This is a genomic window from Paenibacillus sp. FSL F4-0097 (assembly GCF_038593125.1).
GTDB classification, from domain to species: Bacteria; Bacillota; Bacilli; order Paenibacillales; family Paenibacillaceae; genus Paenibacillus_AQ; species Paenibacillus_AQ odorifer.
Genome location: NZ_CP151965.1, coordinates 4,617,857 through 4,634,383, shown reverse-complemented (window position 1 = coordinate 4,634,383; position 16,527 = coordinate 4,617,857). Strand labels below are relative to the sequence as shown.

Here is a 16,527-nt window from a genome sequence, read left to right as displayed (position 1 = left end):
TGAACATTATGGATGCAACAAAATTGATACAATCAGGAATCGCTGGACTAATCGAAGGCAAAAGTCTGACACGTGGAGAAGCACGGGATATAATGGGTGCAATCATGCTGGGAGAGGCTTCTCAGGCGCAAATCGGATCACTGCTGACCGCTTTACGGATTAAGGGAGAGACCGTGGAGGAAATTACGGGGTTTGCGGAAGCCATGAGAGGTTTCGGCACACCTGTCCTTACTGAAAAAGCGCGTCTGCTAGATACATGTGGTACGGGCGGTTCCGGCATCCATAAGTTTAATATTTCTACCGCCTCAGCGATTATTTCATCAGCGGCTTCTGTACGAGTTGCCAAACATGGCAACCGCTCAGCTTCCGGTAGAGCAGGAAGTGCAGATGTACTTGAAGCTTTGGGCGTCAACATTCATCTGAATGCGGATCAGGCTCGGGAATGCTTGGATCGAATCGGCATTTGTTTTTTATTCGCGCAAATCTATCATCCTTCGATGCGGCATGCGGCGGCACCGCGTAAAGAGCTTGGAGTGCGGACGATTTTTAATATGCTTGGTCCGCTTACGAATCCCGCGGGTGCTGACCGTCAGCTGCTGGGGATTTATGATCGGAATAAGACAGAGACGGTGGCTAATGTACTGAAGGAGCTGGGGTCCAAGCGTGCGATGGTTGTCAGCAGCTTGGATGGTCTGGATGAAATCAGCATCTCGGCCCCTACATTAGTGTCTGAGCTAAAAGAGGGCATCGTAACCACGTATGAGGTAACGCCAGAGGCATTAGGTCTTAACAGACATCCACTGGAAGCTGTGCTGGGTGGAGATGCAGCTGAAAATGCAGCGATTATTACCTCGGTCCTTCAAGGGCAGATTAATCCTTATCGCGATATCGTTCTTGCTAACGCCGGAGCCTGTATATATGTTGCTGGTCTGGCAGATACCATGGCCGGAGGCGTAGAGAGAGCAAAAGATGTAGTGGATTCAGGCAAGGCATTATCCAAGCTTAATCAGCTTGTAGCTATGACGGAGGAACTTAATTATGTATCTTGATAAAATTGTCGCGACTAAGATTAAAGAGGTTGAATTGCTCAGTAAAAACTTTTCGTTGGCACAAGCAGAGCGTGATATTGCGCTTCTTCCGGCAACAAGAGGCTTTCGTAAGGCTCTGACCCAAGGGAAGAACAGAGATATGGGCTTGATCGCTGAGGTGAAGAAGGCTTCTCCTTCCAAAGGGTTGATCCGTGAAGATTTTGATCCTGTTTCCATTGCAAAAGGATATGAAGCTGGAGGCGCTGATTGTTTATCTGTTCTGACGGACACAGAATATTTCCAGGGCAGCGCAGCTTATCTGCAGCAAGTGAAGGAAGCTGTAAATCTGCCGCTGCTTCGCAAAGATTTTATTATCGATGAGAAGCAAATCTACGAAGCACGTCTTCTCGGAGCGGATGCCTTGTTGTTGATCGTCGCTATTTTGACACCGGCACAACTGTCTCATTTTATAGATATAGCTTCAGGGCTTGGATTGGATATCTTGATTGAGGTGCATGACCGAAATGAACTGGCGGTTGTACTGAGCACAGAAAAGATAACCCAACCTAACGTCCTGCTAGGAATTAATAACCGTAATCTACGTACCTTCGAGACCTCTTTGGAGACAACAGCCGAGCTGGCAGCTCTTGTGCCGCAAGGTGTTCCAGTGATCAGCGAAAGTGGAATTTCCGGGTCAAAAGACATCGGCTACCTAAGAACTACTGGTGCTCACGGAGTGCTCGTTGGGGAGTATCTAATGCGTCAAGCTAACGTAGAGGATGCGGTTAACGGTTTGCTCGGTGAGCTTCCTAACGGAAAGGACCGTGTCCGGCATGGCTGAGACATTAGTAAAAATCTGTGGACTTCAGGACGTTGAAGTGCTAAAATCTATGTTACACTTACCACTAGATTATATCGGATTTGTTTTTGCACCTAGCCGCCGGAAGGTATCCATAGAGCGTGCTGCCGAACTGATTGCAGAACTTCCAAATTGGAAGACTGGTGAAATTCCTAAGGCTGCAGGAGTTTTTGTTAATCCGGAGCTGGATGAGTTGAACGAATTGTTGTCTGTGGTGCATTTAGATGTAATTCAGCTCCATGGACAGGAGAGCCCGGCTTTTTGCCAGCAGGTTCGCCAAGCTTATCCACAGGTTCAGGTATGGAAGGCACTGTCCGTTGCTGATCAAGAGCGGGATAAAGCTGAAAATGAATATACCTTGGAAGATTACGCAGCTGCAGTAGATGCGGTTTTATTAGATACTTATGATCCATTGCAGAGCGGCGGCTCTGGCCGAACCTTCGCATGGAACAAATTACCTGAGTACCAAGAAATTGCAGTACGACATGGCTTGCCCTTGTTTGTGGCTGGAGGGCTTCATTCAGATAATGTTGGTGAATTGCTTGATACCTATGTCCCGTATGGGGTAGACGTATCGAGTGGAGTAGAGACTGACGGCATTAAGGATATTCAAAAAATGACAGCTTTTGTGGAAAGGGTGAAGCAATCATGATACAAGTACCGGACCAGCATGGACGTTTCGGTTCATTCGGAGGCCGCTTCGTGCCCGAGACTTTGATGAATGCATTGATTGAGTTGGAGGAGGCCTACCGTAAGTTTTCGGCAGATCCAGCTTTTCAGGAAGAAATAGATTATCTATTAAAGCAGTATTCCGGACGGGAGACCCCGCTGTATTATGCGGAACGTCTGAGCAAACATCTGGGAGAAGCTAAAATATATTTGAAGCGTGAAGATTTGAATCATACAGGTGCCCATAAGATTAACAACGCGATTGGTCAAGGGATTTTGGCCAAAATGATGGGAAAAACGAAGGTAATCGCTGAGACTGGCGCGGGTCAACATGGTGTAGCCACAGCTACAGTTGCAGCTCTGCTAGGTATGGAATGTAAGGTGTTTATGGGGGAAGAGGATACGCGCCGCCAGGCCCTTAATGTATTCCGGATGAAGCTGCTTGGTGCAGAAGTGATTCCCGTTACTTCCGGATCGCGCACTTTAAAAGATGCCGGCAACGAAGCGCTTCGCTACTGGGTTAGCAATGTAGACGATACCTTCTATATATTGGGTTCAGCTGTAGGACCGCATCCTTATCCGATGATGGTCCGTAACTTTCAGCGGGTTATTGGGGATGAAACACGGCGCCAGATTCTGGAGGCTGAAGGAAGGCTGCCGGATCTGCTCGTAGCTGCTGTAGGCGGTGGCAGTAATGCCATCGGTATGTTCTATCCATTCGTTGAGGATGAAAGTGTCGGTATGATTGGTGTAGAGGCGGCTGGTAAAGGCATTGATACCCCTTTTCATGCGGCAACAATGAGTAAAGGAACTCATGGCGTATTCCAGGGTTCGATGAGTTATCTCCTGCAGGATGAGCATGGACAAGTAACAGAAGCACATTCCATCTCCGCAGGCCTGGATTATCCTGGTGTGGGTCCTGAACACTCCTATCTAAAAGATATCGAACGCGCAAAATATGTACCGATTACAGATGCAGAGGCGCTAGATGCATTGAAGCTGCTATGCGTAACGGAAGGCATTATTCCAGCGTTAGAATCGGCGCATGCGATAGCACATGTTGTAAAAATGGGTCCAACCCTTACTAAGGATGATATTGTTGTCATCTGCCTGTCAGGCCGGGGAGACAAAGATGTAGAATCCATTATGGCGTATACAGAAGGGAAGGGAACTGAATGACAACCCAAACTACAAACCGGATGGATTTGGTATTCCGGAAGCTTAAAGCTGAGAACCGGACCGCATTGATTCCTTTTCTGACTGTTGGAGATCCAGATTTGGAGACTACTCTTGCCATCATTACTGAACTGGAGACAGCAGGTGCAGATATTCTGGAGCTGGGAGTACCTTACTCTGATCCGCTTGCAGACGGCCCTGTAATTCAGCGAGCATCTGCCCGGGCACTGCGGGGTGAAGTTCACCTGCGCACTTGCATGGAGACCGCGTTAAAGGCTCGTGAAGCCGGCAGCAGTTTGCCATTTATCTTGTTTTCTTATTACAATCCTATCCTGCAAATGGGTCTTGATACGTTTTTTGCTGATCTGAACAAGCATGAAATTAGTGGACTTATTATCCCGGATCTTCCCGTTGAGGAATCAGCGGAGATGCGGCGCCGTAGTGATGAAGTTGGAGTCAACCTCATTCCTTTAGTTGCACCAACCTCAAGCGAACGTATTGCAAAGATTGTATCCGGTGCGAGCGGGTTTATCTATTGTGTATCTTCATTAGGGGTGACTGGAGAAAGATCCTCTTTCCATGCGGATGTAGAAGCCTTTATTGCTTCCGTTCGTCAAGCTACGGATCTGCCAGTGGCTGTAGGATTTGGGATCTCTACTGGCGAACAGGTTGCCCGTTTTGCTCAGATTTGCGATGGTGTTGTAGTAGGGAGTGCCATTGTCCGCAAAATAGAAGAAGTAATTCCGCTGCTCGATCATCCTGCTACGCGGAATGAGGGGCTGTTGCAAATTCGAGAATTTGTGGCACAATTAAAAAGACCATAACAGTGTCATTCTGACCTGTGTATAGTGGAGTAATCAACTATGGAGAGCGAGGACTATTCAATGAATCCAAAACCGAATATAGTTAATCTCCCTGTCTACAAACCAGGGAAACCTATAGACGAAGTCAAGAAGGAGCTTGGCTTAAGTGAGGTTATTAAGCTTGCATCCAATGAGAACCCGTATGGAGCTTCACCGAGTGCAAAAGAGGCAATTCTAGCAGAACTTGAGAATCTTTATCTTTATCCGGACGGCTCAGCCGTTGAATTGACTTCAGCACTTTCCAGCCGTCTTGGCGTGAATAACGACAATATTATTTTTGGCTGTGGCTCAGATGAGATTATTGCACTTATTGCTCGTGCCTTTTTCTTGCCAGGTGATGAGACCATCATGGCGGACCAGACCTTCTCCGTGTATAAGAGTAACGCAGACATCGAAAGTGCGGTATCTATTGAGGTGCCACTTGTAAAAGGGACACATGATCTGGATGGAATGCTGGCCCGTATAACAGACCGTACTAAGGTTATCTGGATCTGTAATCCGAATAACCCAACAGGTACGATTGTACCAGAGGAAGCTTTGGTTTCTTTCCTGGATGCTGTGCCTTCCAATGTAATGGTTGTCCTTGATGAGGCATACTGTGAGTATGTAACAGATCTTTCATACTCCAATGGCATCCAGTTACTGACTCGTTACAAGAATTTGGTTGTGCTTCGCACATTCTCCAAAATTTATGGCTTAGCTGCATTGCGTATTGGATACGGTGTTGCAAGTCCTGAGATCATTTCGTTGATCAACAAGGTACGCGAGCCATTTAATACCTCTCGTATTGCTCAAGCTGCAGCTCTTGCTGCTTTGAATGACCAAGATTATGTGCAGGAATGCCGTCGTCTTAATAGCGCGGGTATTGTTCAATTGCAAGGTGAATTCAAACGCCTGGGCCTAGAATCCTTCCCGGCACACGGTAACTTCATTATGGTAGATGTTCGTAAGCCTGCTGCAGAGGTCTTTGATGCTTTGATGCGTAAAGGAATCATCGTAAGAGCGGGTCATCAGGTTTATCCGACTTATATTCGGGTTACTGTGGGCTCGGCTGAGCAGAATACAGCTTTTATCACCGCGCTGGAACAAACTCTTATAGAGAGTGGAGTACGCGCCTAGTAATAACAGCAAGTCAAGACTAAAGAAGGCAGGTAGTTCAAAGAACATGACGACAAAAATAGCAATATTCGGTGTCGGTCTGATCGGAGGCTCACTGGCCCTTTGCTTTAAAGGCAAGGAGGGCCTGACCGTCGTTGGCCATGCCCACCGTCCTGAATCCGCGAGTAAGTATATTAGCAGAGGTGTGGTCGATAGTGCCACATTGTCTGTGGAGGAAGCGGCAATCGATGCCGATTTCATTTTTTTATGTGTGCCGGTGGGTATGCTAGAGGATTATTTGCAGCAGTTAAGCAAATTGCCGCTCAAGCCCGGCTGCATCATTACAGATGTTGGAAGTACGAAAGCTAGTATTGCCGCATGCGCAGTCTCTTTGGATATTCCTGGAGTACATTTTATCGGCGGTCACCCTATGGCAGGATCAGAGCGTTCAGGTGTTGAGGCAGCTTCATCGCTGTTGTTTGAGAATGCCTATTACGTATTAACGCCTCCACCGGGAGTGCCAGACGAGGCTTATCACGCGTTGGAGTCCTTACTCCACCTTACTAGAGCGCAGATTGTACGCCTTAATCCAGAACGTCATGATGAGATTGTAGGTGCCATTAGTCATTTGCCACATATTATTGCGGTTGCGCTGGTAAATCAGATTAAAGCTTATGATGATACTGACTCCTTGTATAGTACGTTAGCTGCAGGGGGCTTTCGGGATATTACACGGATTGCGTCCAGTGATCCAATTATTTGGCGTGATATCTTGTTAAACAATCGTTCAGTGATGCTTCGATTGTTGAAGGATTGGAACGAGGAAGTTTCTTCTTTTGTTCGTTTGCTGGAAAGTGAAGATGGTGTTGGGATTGAAGAGGCATTTCATGAAGCTAATGGCTTCCGTAGTCAATTGCCTGAACGGCGTAAAGGTATGATAGCACCTTTATTTGACCTACATATTGATGTACCCGATCATCCGGGGATTATCGGTCGTATTGCTACAGAGCTGGGGGATCAAGGAATTAACCTTAGCAACGTACAAATTATCGAAAGCCGTGAAGATGTTCCGGGGATTATGCGTCTCTCTTTCCGTCAGGAGAACGATATGGAGCGGGCGAAGATCCTGTTGCAGCATCATGATTATACGGTATACGTGTAGTATTAAGGTTCGCTCAGGTTCATTTTCAAATCGTAATAAACAGCAAAACAGCGATTCTCATGTGAATAGAGAATCGCTATTTTTTTTGTTTGTTGGTTTGTTGGCTGCTTACTTCAACATGCCGCCGTCAGTATCATCGGTATCGCCATCGCCATCGGTATCACTATAAGTACCAGTATAAGTACCACTATAAGTACCACTATAAGTACCACCTAGTACTTACGGACCCTAATGACGTTATTTGCTCGTTTTTTGCCTTTGAAGCAGTCTTTCGGACTCCACTGACACTATTTCATATGAAGAGGCTTATATTGTGTGTTTTTCGTGACAATAGCTGCTATGGGGTCCGTTAGCATCCCAAATGTGGATTAATGCTGCATTTAAGGTCATCTGTGTCCGATAGCGTCTTCGTACAAGCTAAATGTTTATTGGATCAACGAAGAAAAGAAAGGAGTGCCGCAAAATGCTTCCGGATTTATACCCGCAGACTCTAATTTAGGTTTGGTTTGTTGCAACTGTTCCCAAACTCGCTTTCTTCATTTCGATCAGTATTTCTTCCAAGAAATTCTCTGGTACTTGAATTTTCTTCGTCGTAACTAGCTTGGCTACCTACAAAACGATTTCTTGCTGCTCCTAGACCGACAATAAAGAGTAAAACCGAAGCGCCAAGCAGTATGAAAAGTGGCAGGTTCCAACTATTTGTCGTGTCATGCAAATATCCTATAAGGGCAGGACCAATTGCGGCAAGCAGATATCCGATCGATTGCGCCATACCAGACAGTTCCGCTGCTTGATGCGCACTTTTAGTACGTAAACCGAAAAACATCATGGACAAGCTAAAGGCGCAGCCTCCACCAATTCCGAGTATGATAATCCACAACAGAATGATATTGGAGCTTCCGTAAAGCAGTCCGAGCGTTCCCGTCAAAAGCAAAATGGTTGTGATGAACACTAACGAACGTTGATTTGACATTCGCCCTGCAATAACGGGGACAATAAAGGTAAATGGAAGCAGCGCTAACTGCATTATTGAGAGGTACCATCCTGATTGGCTTGAGTCAATGCCTTGCTGTTTTAAAATTTCAGGCAACCATGCGATTAGCACATAGAAAATCATGGACTGCATCCCCATAAACAAGGTTACTTGCCAGGCAAGAGGGGAACGCCAAACATTCACATCATTGCCGGCCATCTGTTGACTCGTCGAGGCTGTTTGCTTCGTATGCTTTCTTAATTGAGGCAACCAGCAGAGGATCGATATAAAGCTTAGGATCGCCCAAATTCCCAATGCACCCTGCCATTTTAAACCTGCGTTTGCAGCTAGCGGTACACTGATTCCCGAGGCGATCGCTCCAGATAAACTCATTGAAATTGCAAATACACCAGTCATGGCACCGATTTTATTAGGGAAATCGCGTTTGATTAAACTTGGCATTAATACATTACAAACGGCAATTGCAAATCCAAGAATTGCAGTTCCAATATACAGATTTGCAGCCCCAGATAAAGAACGTATTACAATACCAACAGTCAAAAAGATCAGGGCAAACAAAATTAAAAGTTCTACTCCATACCTACGTCCTAGTTTTGGTACTAGAGGCGATATTAAAGCAAAGGTAAGTAAAGGTACCGTTGTTATCAGGCCTGCTAAAGTATTGGAAATATGAACGTCACCCCTTATGAGACCCACTAAAGGACCGACCGAGGTTAAGGGAGCACGTAAATTTGCGGCAATAATAATAATGCCGAGTAGTAGCAGCCCTAAAGATGATGTTACAAATTTTTTATTCGGCATTCTTCATTTTCCCTCCCAGAATTAATGCGTACTAATATCCGCGCGGACAATGAAAGTATAGTATAATATATTTAATTTAACAATAAGTATTTCAAAGTTTACTTTTGTTGAGATAGTTCTATAACTTGAAATGCTTATATTAGTTAAAAAAAATACAACTCAGAGTATCCATATAGAATGGAATACTGAGTTGCATTTTATAGGTGAAATTTTCGACTTTTAGAAACCATATTTTAAGGAGATATGGAGCACTGTTTCGCTATTTGTATGATTGGTATAAGAGTGAGGGCGATCTGCACGAAAACTGATCGTATCATATTGATTCAATGTGTACATTTCTCCATCGACTCGAATTTCAATGGAACCAGTCATTACTGTCGCAATTTCAGTTGTATTCACATGATGACCTTCAGGGTGATACGAACTATTTGGCTGTAAGTAAGCCCGACACATTTCAATATCGTTGCTTACGTTTTTAAAGACGGGTTCAATGATCCAATTCTTTTGATCATTAGAAAACCGGAGACCTTCACCTGCTCGATACAGACTAACAGGGTCTTCAGATTTGAACAAAGCTAATAGGGGCAAAGATATGCCTTTTGAAATTTTCCATATTATCGCCAAAGTTGGATTTGTCTCGCCACGTTCGATATTCCCCAGAGTAAGTTTGCTTACGCCTGTTAATTCCGCTAAGTCATCTAAGCTCATGTTTTTTTCTTTTCTGTACTTTTTCAAGGCACCGCCGATTTGTAGTACCAGTTGTTTTGATTCATCGATTTCATCCATTTCAAATTCACCTCAATAAATAACTTTATAGCTAGTATATTGTTTATTTTGACTCTTTTCCATACGATTAGGATTAGAGGGTGGATAACACACGCAGCTAAACAAAATCTGACGTCTATGTAACGAACCTGCCCGTAGGTTTATCACCGTCCCCGGTTTAATCCTTTATTTTTGAAAAAGGAAGGATACCAATGGGGTGAGCGCAGAGGAGGCTATATTTGTAGTTGATCATCCAATGAATGACGTACAAGCGAGCCGTAACGCAGGGCTGCAAGGCATTTGGAAACGTAATGAGCATATACCTCTTCAAGTGGACGCAGACGGGGTAATAGATGATTGTGGGGATTTGTGGAAGCTAATTCGCTCGCTATAGTAAAATAATCTGATATTGACCATCTAAAAAAGGTAGAGCGCTTTCAGGACAAAAAAAGACCGCTTACAAAGTAAGCGGCTACAGTTCACAATAAATTGGAACCGTTAAGTATTGGATAGGAGTGGAGAGAAACCATACTGTACTTTTATTATATGTATACGTTTACATTTTGTCAACAGTTTTTAAAAATTGATAAATGTGTTATTTTTAAAGCCGGAATCTATGTCAGAAATCCAATGTCGGGTCTTGTTGGCGAGAGGACCTATCTTAAGTCTATTAATGTCATCCTATGAGAATATGTGGTACAATAGAGCAGGTATGTTTCTAGATTCGTTTCTATATTTATTTAAAATTAGAAGTATGCCTTATTTCTTTTTGTCTTCTTCATATACATCATGCCTTAATTATCGGGTAGTTGAATATACATAGGTGTATTTCATAAAAAAACTAAAAATTTGCAGTAACACCGCAACTTTTAAAGCCCAAACCGGTATAATAAGTACGGACCGGATGGGAAAAGACGTGCAAGGGCGAGGAGGGCCAATCTCACCATGACGGATTCCCAGTTGATCCAGCAAATCAAACAAGGAAACACAGAATTATATTCAGAATTAATGCGTCGTTATCAACGTAAAATACTAGCATTTGTATATCATATGCTTAGAAATTCACATATGGAGCTTATCGCAGAGGACCTTTGTTCGGAGACCTTCTACAAGGCATTTCGTAGCTTGCATTCCTTTCGAGAGGTAGATGCTTCATTCTCAACATGGCTGTACACTATCGCCCGCAACACTGTGCTAAGTGAGCTTCGCAAGAACCGTGCCGGTAATGTATCTCTGGAAGAGAGTGGATATACACCAGTAGCACCGTTTGAAGTTGCACCCGAGCAGGCTGCATTGCGCAATGAACGGATGAATTTGGTCCGTGAGGCGATAAATAATCTTCCCGAAAAACAACGCTCTGCACTTATCCTACGTGAATATGATCAAATGGACTATCAAGAAATCGCAGAAATTTTAGATCAGAGTGTAAGCTCAGTGAAATCATTATTGTTTCGTGCCAGGAGTAGTGTGAAGCTTCAACTCGAATCCTATTTCAATGAGCCTGAAGTTGAAGAGCAGGTTGAGAGGGTGTAAGGCGAATGAATTGCAGGGAAGCGCAAGAATGTATTCCGCTCTTGTGGGACGCTCCCCCCACACATCCTAGGCGGATTTTACTTGAAAGACATATTGAAACTTGTCCTTACTGCGCTGCAGAATGGGCTCTATGGCAAGAGAGCAGCCTGCTTATGCAAGATTTGAGGGAAGAGATCAGTGAAGAGCGTGCTGAAGCCATAAATGTTAAAGTCATGGAGCGGATTTATTTAGAGAGTCCATGGTTGATGCCCGGTGACGGGAAATCTGCTGGGACCTCTGCTATTGTTCGCCATCGGCTTAGCTTATGGATCGCATGCTTTCTGGCAATATTTCTGTCCAGCGTTCTTTATTTTACGATGTTCAGAACTCCAGGTGATGCAGTTGTTGCTCAGAGTGGAATTGTGGAGACAGGTGTCGCTGGATCCTCGATGGAATGGCAATCAACGTATCCAATCTTGGGCTCTGAAGGTGGGATCATTGAACCCCTTGTTGTAAGTATGGGACCCACTCATCCTCAATACTGGATGATGTTATCGATGTTAGGTGTAGGCTTTGCAGTATTTTCATTAACTAGGCTGAATCGTTATCGCCGATCATAGAGGGTTATTAGACGTATGTCTTTGCTTCCGTTGTTTATAATATTCAGAACATTGAAGGAGTCCCTTTACTTAATGTAATGAGGGGCTTTTTGCATTGTAAAACTCATAAAAAGAAGACTTTTTATTTCATCCATGTTACATTAAGAGACAAATACTTTGCTGAAAAGGGGGAGGCAACATGCTAATCGGCTTGATACGCCATGGATTGACGGACTGGAACGCGATAGGGAAAATACAGGGACAAAGTGATATTCCACTTAATGATGAAGGACGGATGCAAGCTGCAATGCTTGCTGACCGCTTATTACAGGAACCGTACAGCTGGGACTACTGCGTTACTAGTAATCTTTCCCGCGCTGCTGAGACCGGTAAGATTATTGCTGACAAGTTAGGAATTCCGCTATTAGAACCTGATCAGCGTATCCGGGAACGTGCTTATGGGCAGGTAGAAGGGCTTACTGCCGCAGAACGTGAAGAGAAGTGGGGTAAGGAATGGAGCCAGCTCTCCCTCGGTCAAGAAACCGACGAACAGCTTCAGGCTCGGGCTCTTGCTTTTATGGAAGATATTTCTGCACTGCATCCCAATCGGAATATACTCGTCATATCCCATGGAGGATTTCTTGCTCAGCTGTATACTGCTCTTTACAAGGATAAGTATTCTGAACGAATTGGCAATCTATCCTTGACGATTCTGGAGAAGAAAGAGCGGGAATGGAATCCTATTTTATATAATTGTACTCGCCATATCCTGCAAAATCAGCATTAACCCGGGCTTCGGGTTATTTTTTTTGCAATAAAGGGAATAAAATAGGCAGTATTCCCCATAATGGTAGTAAAACGGTGAGGCGATAAAACATGAATCTGGCGGATATGCTTACTTATGCAGATATTGGACAGCTGACCGCCATAGCGGGCCGCTACCGGTGTGAATGCAAACAGAATTCCAAACACGACTTGATCCAAAGTATTTTGATTATGCTTGGAAGCAGAAGTTTTATGGAGTCTCATATCCGGGAATGCGCTCCGGAGGATTTACGGTTTTTGAATACATTGCTTTTTGATGAACGCACCTACTTTAGTCTTGAGGATTTGTTGGCCGTGGCAAGGCAAGCGTCCTTTGATGCACCTGAAGGGAAAACTGGAGGTTTCCGGGAGATGGTCTCTCGTTTCAAAAGTGGAGGCTGGCTTTTTAGTGGTTCCTCACAGCAGACCAGATATTTGTACCAGGTACCCAAGGATTTAAAAGAACGTTTTCGGGAGACGATGAGTGCACATATCAAAGAGAGCATCGCAACTAGCCCTGAACCTGTTATGTATCGCAGTGAAGGAGAATTAATGATCAGTGATCTGGTAATGCTGCTGAGATATATTAAGGACAATGAGCCAGAACTGAATCAGGAAGGGGCAATGTATAGGCGGTACCAGCAAGGTGTGATGAACGCGCTTCATATTCCGGAGGAGCTTCTTAGCAAAGGCGGTTGGAGATTTGGTTATGGGAGAGCTTGTGAGCATTATCCTCCAAGATTTGCGCTTTTGTATGACTATATTCGTCACCGCCGCTGGATCTCTGAGGAAGGCTTCCGGCTAAGGCTTACTGCGACCGGTGAGGCTGTGTTAAACGATGGAAAATGTGATTCGTTGATGCAGATATTCTCTTTTTGGTTAAGACTATATAAAGGGGCTGTGCCAAATCTACCTTCACTTGTGTATTGGATAAGCATCAGCGCCAGTAATTGGGTGACAGTACCTTCTTTAGTGGATGGTGTGGGGTGGCTAATTAAACCGTTTTATTATGACAGTGCTGCTTCTATTCTAGAGCAACGAATAATACGGATGATGGTGCACCTAGGGATGCTTAAATTGGGCGAGACTTCTGGTGGACTCGCTGTGATGATGACGCCATGGGGGATAGAGACAGCCGTACCTAAGTATCTTCGGTAGAGGTGCGCATGCGAAAAGGCTTATGGGGATTACATACGCAGATGTAGGAATCCGTTAATGCTGCTGATGGGTACAATAGAAGAAGTATTGAGCGTAATGGGCAAATATGTAGAACGAAGACAGGATTGATGAATATGCTTTAGTAGGTGCCGCTTCTCTTGAAACCGAAAACATAATCATCTTGATGGATATCAAAATATCAAATAACAAGAAAAAAGGATCTCTTAAACAGCGGAGGTGTATCGAATGGACAAAATGAAGGCTACGTATGAAGTGATGCTAGGACTTGCGGCAGAAATGGTGTGGGATGAAGCGCTGCGAAAGCGTCGCTCCGACATCTTGCACCGTGAGATTGACACGGCGCTGGCTACCGGAGATGAGATGGCTTTCCGAAATCTTACTGAGGAACTTAAAAGTTTGGCATAAAGAAATGCGCTTAGCGCATTTCTTTTTTTGCGTGCGCCCAGCATGGGCGCTATCTATAGGGTTGAAGTCCCGAATGGCGAAGGCAGTAGTAGCCATTAGCTTAAGGCAAGGGTGTCCACCGCGAGGTGGAATCTGAAGGAAGCCAGCGGCAAATCTCCGGTCTGAGGAATACGAACTTCATACAAGGCTAACGTAGGCTGGATGAGGTTGCACAACAAACCAAAGTCCATACTGCCAAAGGCGTACGAGAGTAAATGAAGCAGATAGATGGAGGGGAAGATAGCGTTCTTACCTGGGGAGATCTGTGTGATAGGCGAGTATACTTCGTAACCCTACTTGTGAGAGTAGGCTGAGTGCACAGAAGTCAGCAGACGCCATAGTACGCAAGCTGTTGCAACAGCTGCGGAAGGGCTGAACATGGAATAGGATTTATACATCCAGGCGTTCAAGATGAGCGATGAATGCAGAAAAAAAAATCCGAAAGGACCTGACTGAAGAAGGAAACGGTGAATCCCGTGGGGGACTTCAGCAGGGCGGAGTTCATCTTTGGCACAAATGGAAGGTATAAATCACGTAAAGAGAGGTTAAAAAAAAAATGTTGGAGCAACTGCTATCACGGGAAAATCTTCTGCAAGCCTTAAAGCGTGTTGAAGCGAATAAAGGAAGTCATGGCGTAGATGGGATGTCCGTAAAATCCTTACGAGAACACATCGTACAAAACTGGCAGACCTTGCGGCATGCCATAGAAGAAGGAACCTATGAACCGAGCCCCGTGCGCCGAGTCGAAATCCCGAAACCCGGTGGCGGAGGTGTTAGGTTACTAGGAATACCTACCGTGACAGATCGAATGATCCAACAAGCAATCGCGCAGGTGTTAACTCCATTGTTTGATCCAGAGTTTTCCGACCATAGCTATGGATTCCGTCCGAAAAGACGAGGGCATGATGCGGTGAGGAAAGCTCGAACCTTTATGAAAGAAGGCTATCGATTCGTAGTCGACCTAGACTTGGAGAAATTCTTTGATCGCGTCAACCATGACCGACTGATGATGAAGATTTCGGAGAAAGTGGAGGACAAGAAAGTTCTCCTGCTTATCCGCAAATATCTTCAGTCAGGTGTGATGGAGAACGGGTTAGTAACCCCGACAACGGAAGGTGCCCCGCAAGGCGGTCCACTGAGTCCGTTATTATCTAACATTGTCCTAGATGAGCTCGACAAAGAACTCGAGAAACGTGGGCACCGCTTCGTTCGTTATGCGGATGATTGCAATATTTACGTGAAAACGCTAAGAGCAGGAGAGAGAGTCAAGACAACGGTCACCCGATTCATCGAGACGAGGCTAAAGCTGAAGGTGAACCAAGTAAAGAGCGCGGTAGACCGTCCCTGGAAACGAAAGTTTCTAGGATTTAGTTTTAGTGTGGACAAAGAACCAAAGGTGAGAATTGCGAAGCAATCCTTACAGAGAGTCAAGGTTCGAATACAGGAGATATCCTCTCGAAAGAGATCGATGAAGATGGAAGAGCGAATCAAGGAACTAAACCACTACCTCATGGGATGGTGCGGTTATTTCTCGCTGGCGGATACCCCAAGTACCTTTCGAGATATGGATAAATGGATACGAAGAAGGCTACGAATGTGCCTCTGGAAGCAGTGGAAGACCCCTAGAACCAAAGTCAAAAGACTTATATCCTTAGGGGTACCTAAGGATAAAGCCTATGAGTGGGGAAATACCCGAAAAGGGTATTGGCGAATTGCAGGGAGTCCAATTCTACAACATGTATTGAATAACCAATATTGGGAAGCCAATGGATTAAAGAGTGTATTGGACAGATACAACTCCTTACGGAATATTTCATGAACCGCCGTATATCGAACGGTACGTACGGTGGTGTGAGAGGTCGGGGGCTAGCCGCCCCCTCCTACTCGATTTATAATCTACTCACTTTGCTTAAACGAACGAAAATAAAAAATCTAAATCTGGACGTTCATCCTCCTCCTTCAATATAATGGGTTCTATAACTTCAGGAAGATCTGCGAAAGATCAAAAAGATTAACAATTATACATAGGGAGATGAATGGGAATGAAATTCAGCGATTTTGAAGTGGACACTTGGGAAGAAAATCGAAAATTCTATGATACATGTCTCATACCTTTTACAGGATTGACTGGACTTGAGAGTCCTCCTGAGACCGTTCAGGCACTCGAAAGATTACGTAATTTCATGGATATGGTGGAAATACCGTTCAAGGGGCGGATCGTGACTTACCCAGCCATTCAGTATGCTGGAGAGGGTTATGTGAATTTAATTAATGAGATTTGCCAAAAAGTCAAATCCAGTGGTTTCCAGCATGTTGTGGTGTTGACAGCGGATGTACCTCTCCAAGAAAGCCAAATCTATGAAAGCGATTTAGTTCTCTCTCTGCCTATCATTGAGGCTTCTCCAGAAGGGAAGAATAACAGTGGAATTAGTATCAAAATTCAAGAGATGTGGCGGAGATGAACTCCTTATAAATGTGACAGAAATTCAACAATTACAGGTTGAAACCGCTTTTTAGCCTGTCACAAATTAGACAATATTCTTGACGGGTTTTGGAGCCTAAGCTATTATTAGG

18 protein-coding genes are annotated in these 16,527 nt (G+C 44.7%); 15 read left to right on the top strand and 3 right to left on the bottom strand.

Annotated elements, in window-relative coordinates; translation table 11 throughout:
* Positions 1–8 precede the first annotated feature (8 nt).
* From trpD to MHH86_RS20780, 7 genes are read left to right on the top strand one after another with little or no spacing between them, the layout of a single operon-like run.
* Positions 9–1,049 carry an anthranilate phosphoribosyltransferase gene (trpD, locus tag MHH86_RS20810; RefSeq protein ID WP_339825220.1) on the top strand — a complete coding sequence of 347 codons (1,041 nt, stop codon included), beginning with the start codon at positions 9–11 and terminating at the stop codon, positions 1,047–1,049.
* Positions 1,039–1,869: an indole-3-glycerol phosphate synthase TrpC gene (trpC, locus tag MHH86_RS20805; RefSeq protein WP_341031315.1), complete on the top strand. Its 831-nt coding sequence runs from the start codon at positions 1,039–1,041 to the stop codon at positions 1,867–1,869. The genes trpD and trpC overlap by 11 nt, the downstream gene beginning before the upstream one ends.
* Entirely contained in the window at positions 1,862–2,539 is a 678-nt protein-coding gene (locus MHH86_RS20800; RefSeq protein ID WP_036676248.1) for a phosphoribosylanthranilate isomerase, read from the top strand. Before trpC ends, MHH86_RS20800 begins: the two co-directional genes overlap by 8 nt.
* A complete protein-coding gene (trpB, locus tag MHH86_RS20795) occupies positions 2,536–3,735 on the top strand; it encodes a tryptophan synthase subunit beta (protein ID WP_036676250.1) in 1,200 nt (399 codons plus the stop codon). The genes MHH86_RS20800 and trpB overlap by 4 nt, the downstream gene beginning before the upstream one ends.
* Complete coding sequence (gene trpA, locus MHH86_RS20790; protein ID WP_076101465.1) at positions 3,732–4,556, top strand: tryptophan synthase subunit alpha; 825 nt, start codon at positions 3,732–3,734, stop codon at positions 4,554–4,556. Before trpB ends, trpA begins: the two co-directional genes overlap by 4 nt.
* A 60-nt stretch (positions 4,557–4,616) precedes the next feature.
* Positions 4,617–5,714, top strand: coding sequence for a histidinol-phosphate transaminase (hisC, locus tag MHH86_RS20785; RefSeq protein WP_076223090.1), 1,098 nt, complete (start codon positions 4,617–4,619; stop codon positions 5,712–5,714).
* Between the two features lie 46 nt (positions 5,715–5,760).
* Positions 5,761–6,855 (top strand): prephenate dehydrogenase, encoded by a 1,095-nt coding sequence (locus MHH86_RS20780; protein WP_036676253.1) that lies wholly within the window; start codon positions 5,761–5,763, stop codon positions 6,853–6,855.
* A gap of 490 nt (positions 6,856–7,345) precedes the next feature.
* Here the strand turns inward: MHH86_RS20780 and MHH86_RS20775 are convergent, their stop codons facing one another.
* Entirely contained in the window at positions 7,346–8,650 is a 1,305-nt protein-coding gene (locus tag MHH86_RS20775) for an MFS transporter (RefSeq protein ID WP_081386863.1), read from the bottom strand.
* A gap of 219 nt (positions 8,651–8,869) precedes the next feature.
* Entirely contained in the window at positions 8,870–9,436 is a 567-nt protein-coding gene (locus MHH86_RS20770; protein ID WP_038572428.1) for an XRE family transcriptional regulator, read from the bottom strand.
* Positions 9,437–9,671: 235 nt separating this feature from the next.
* Here MHH86_RS20770 and MHH86_RS20765 point away from each other — a divergent pair, with 235 nt between their 5' ends.
* The 6 genes from MHH86_RS20765 (at position 9,672) to MHH86_RS20740 (ending at position 13,914) form a co-directional block, all read left to right on the top strand.
* Positions 9,672–9,809, top strand: coding sequence for a hypothetical protein (locus MHH86_RS20765; RefSeq protein WP_342479412.1), 138 nt, complete (start codon positions 9,672–9,674; stop codon positions 9,807–9,809).
* Between the two features lie 551 nt (positions 9,810–10,360).
* Positions 10,361–10,948 carry a sigma-70 family RNA polymerase sigma factor gene (locus tag MHH86_RS20760; protein ID WP_036676255.1) on the top strand — a complete coding sequence of 196 codons (588 nt, stop codon included), beginning with the start codon at positions 10,361–10,363 and terminating at the stop codon, positions 10,946–10,948.
* Positions 10,949–11,100: 152 nt separating this feature from the next.
* Positions 11,101–11,547 (top strand): hypothetical protein, encoded by a 447-nt coding sequence (locus MHH86_RS20755; RefSeq protein WP_051490909.1) that lies wholly within the window; start codon positions 11,101–11,103, stop codon positions 11,545–11,547.
* 178 nt (positions 11,548–11,725) lie between these two features.
* Positions 11,726–12,313 carry a histidine phosphatase family protein gene (locus MHH86_RS20750; RefSeq protein ID WP_036676257.1) on the top strand — a complete coding sequence of 196 codons (588 nt, stop codon included), beginning with the start codon at positions 11,726–11,728 and terminating at the stop codon, positions 12,311–12,313.
* 89 nt (positions 12,314–12,402) lie between these two features.
* A complete protein-coding gene (locus tag MHH86_RS20745) occupies positions 12,403–13,488 on the top strand; it encodes a hypothetical protein (protein ID WP_036676259.1) in 1,086 nt (361 codons plus the stop codon).
* Positions 13,489–13,734: 246 nt separating this feature from the next.
* Positions 13,735–13,914 (top strand): IDEAL domain-containing protein, encoded by a 180-nt coding sequence (locus tag MHH86_RS20740; RefSeq protein WP_036676261.1) that lies wholly within the window; start codon positions 13,735–13,737, stop codon positions 13,912–13,914.
* A gap of 95 nt (positions 13,915–14,009) precedes the next feature.
* On the opposite strand, the gene MHH86_RS20735 is transcribed toward MHH86_RS20740, so the two are convergent.
* The gene (locus MHH86_RS20735) at positions 14,010–14,144 is read right to left on the bottom strand and encodes a hypothetical protein (RefSeq protein ID WP_256720279.1); all 135 of its coding nucleotides are present in this window, start codon (positions 14,142–14,144) and stop codon (positions 14,010–14,012) included.
* 365 nt (positions 14,145–14,509) lie between these two features.
* Here MHH86_RS20735 and ltrA point away from each other — a divergent pair, with 365 nt between their 5' ends.
* Together ltrA and MHH86_RS20725 are read left to right on the top strand one after the other, a co-directional pair.
* On the top strand, positions 14,510–15,772 hold the full coding sequence (ltrA, locus tag MHH86_RS20730) for a group II intron reverse transcriptase/maturase (RefSeq protein ID WP_076317345.1): 1,263 nt from the start codon (positions 14,510–14,512) through the stop codon (positions 15,770–15,772).
* A 223-nt stretch (positions 15,773–15,995) separates the two neighbouring features.
* On the top strand, positions 15,996–16,415 hold the full coding sequence (locus MHH86_RS20725) for a DUF2487 family protein (RefSeq protein ID WP_036676262.1): 420 nt from the start codon (positions 15,996–15,998) through the stop codon (positions 16,413–16,415).
* The last annotated feature ends 112 nt before the right edge of the window (positions 16,416–16,527 follow it).

What these genes read in the sequence shown, in the direction of transcription:
- MHH86_RS20760 (WP_036676255.1), top strand. Translation starts at nt 10,361, where the DNA reads ATGACGGATTCCCAGTTGATCCAGCAAATCAAACAAGGAAACACAGAA.
- MHH86_RS20800 (WP_036676248.1), top strand. Translation starts at nt 1,862, where the DNA reads ATGGCTGAGACATTAGTAAAAATCTGTGGACTTCAGGACGTTGAAGTG.
- MHH86_RS20780 (WP_036676253.1), top strand. Translation starts at nt 5,761, where the DNA reads ATGACGACAAAAATAGCAATATTCGGTGTCGGTCTGATCGGAGGCTCA.
- MHH86_RS20765 (WP_342479412.1), top strand. Translation starts at nt 9,672, where the DNA reads ATGAATGACGTACAAGCGAGCCGTAACGCAGGGCTGCAAGGCATTTGG.
- MHH86_RS20750 (WP_036676257.1), top strand. Translation starts at nt 11,726, where the DNA reads ATGCTAATCGGCTTGATACGCCATGGATTGACGGACTGGAACGCGATA.
- trpB (WP_036676250.1), top strand. Translation starts at nt 2,536, where the DNA reads ATGATACAAGTACCGGACCAGCATGGACGTTTCGGTTCATTCGGAGGC.
- trpD (WP_339825220.1), top strand. Translation starts at nt 9, where the DNA reads ATGGATGCAACAAAATTGATACAATCAGGAATCGCTGGACTAATCGAA.
- MHH86_RS20740 (WP_036676261.1), top strand. Translation starts at nt 13,735, where the DNA reads ATGGACAAAATGAAGGCTACGTATGAAGTGATGCTAGGACTTGCGGCA.
- ltrA (WP_076317345.1), top strand. Translation starts at nt 14,510, where the DNA reads ATGTTGGAGCAACTGCTATCACGGGAAAATCTTCTGCAAGCCTTAAAG.
- MHH86_RS20755 (WP_051490909.1), top strand. Translation starts at nt 11,101, where the DNA reads ATGCAAGATTTGAGGGAAGAGATCAGTGAAGAGCGTGCTGAAGCCATA.
- MHH86_RS20770 (WP_038572428.1), bottom strand. Translation starts at nt 9,436, where the DNA reads ATGGATGAAATCGATGAATCAAAACAACTGGTACTACAAATCGGCGGT.
- MHH86_RS20725 (WP_036676262.1), top strand. Translation starts at nt 15,996, where the DNA reads ATGAAATTCAGCGATTTTGAAGTGGACACTTGGGAAGAAAATCGAAAA.
- hisC (WP_076223090.1), top strand. Translation starts at nt 4,617, where the DNA reads ATGAATCCAAAACCGAATATAGTTAATCTCCCTGTCTACAAACCAGGG.
- MHH86_RS20745 (WP_036676259.1), top strand. Translation starts at nt 12,403, where the DNA reads ATGAATCTGGCGGATATGCTTACTTATGCAGATATTGGACAGCTGACC.
- trpA (WP_076101465.1), top strand. Translation starts at nt 3,732, where the DNA reads ATGACAACCCAAACTACAAACCGGATGGATTTGGTATTCCGGAAGCTT.
- MHH86_RS20775 (WP_081386863.1), bottom strand. Translation starts at nt 8,650, where the DNA reads ATGCCGAATAAAAAATTTGTAACATCATCTTTAGGGCTGCTACTACTC.
- trpC (WP_341031315.1), top strand. Translation starts at nt 1,039, where the DNA reads ATGTATCTTGATAAAATTGTCGCGACTAAGATTAAAGAGGTTGAATTG.
- MHH86_RS20735 (WP_256720279.1), bottom strand. Translation starts at nt 14,144, where the DNA reads ATGGACTTTGGTTTGTTGTGCAACCTCATCCAGCCTACGTTAGCCTTG.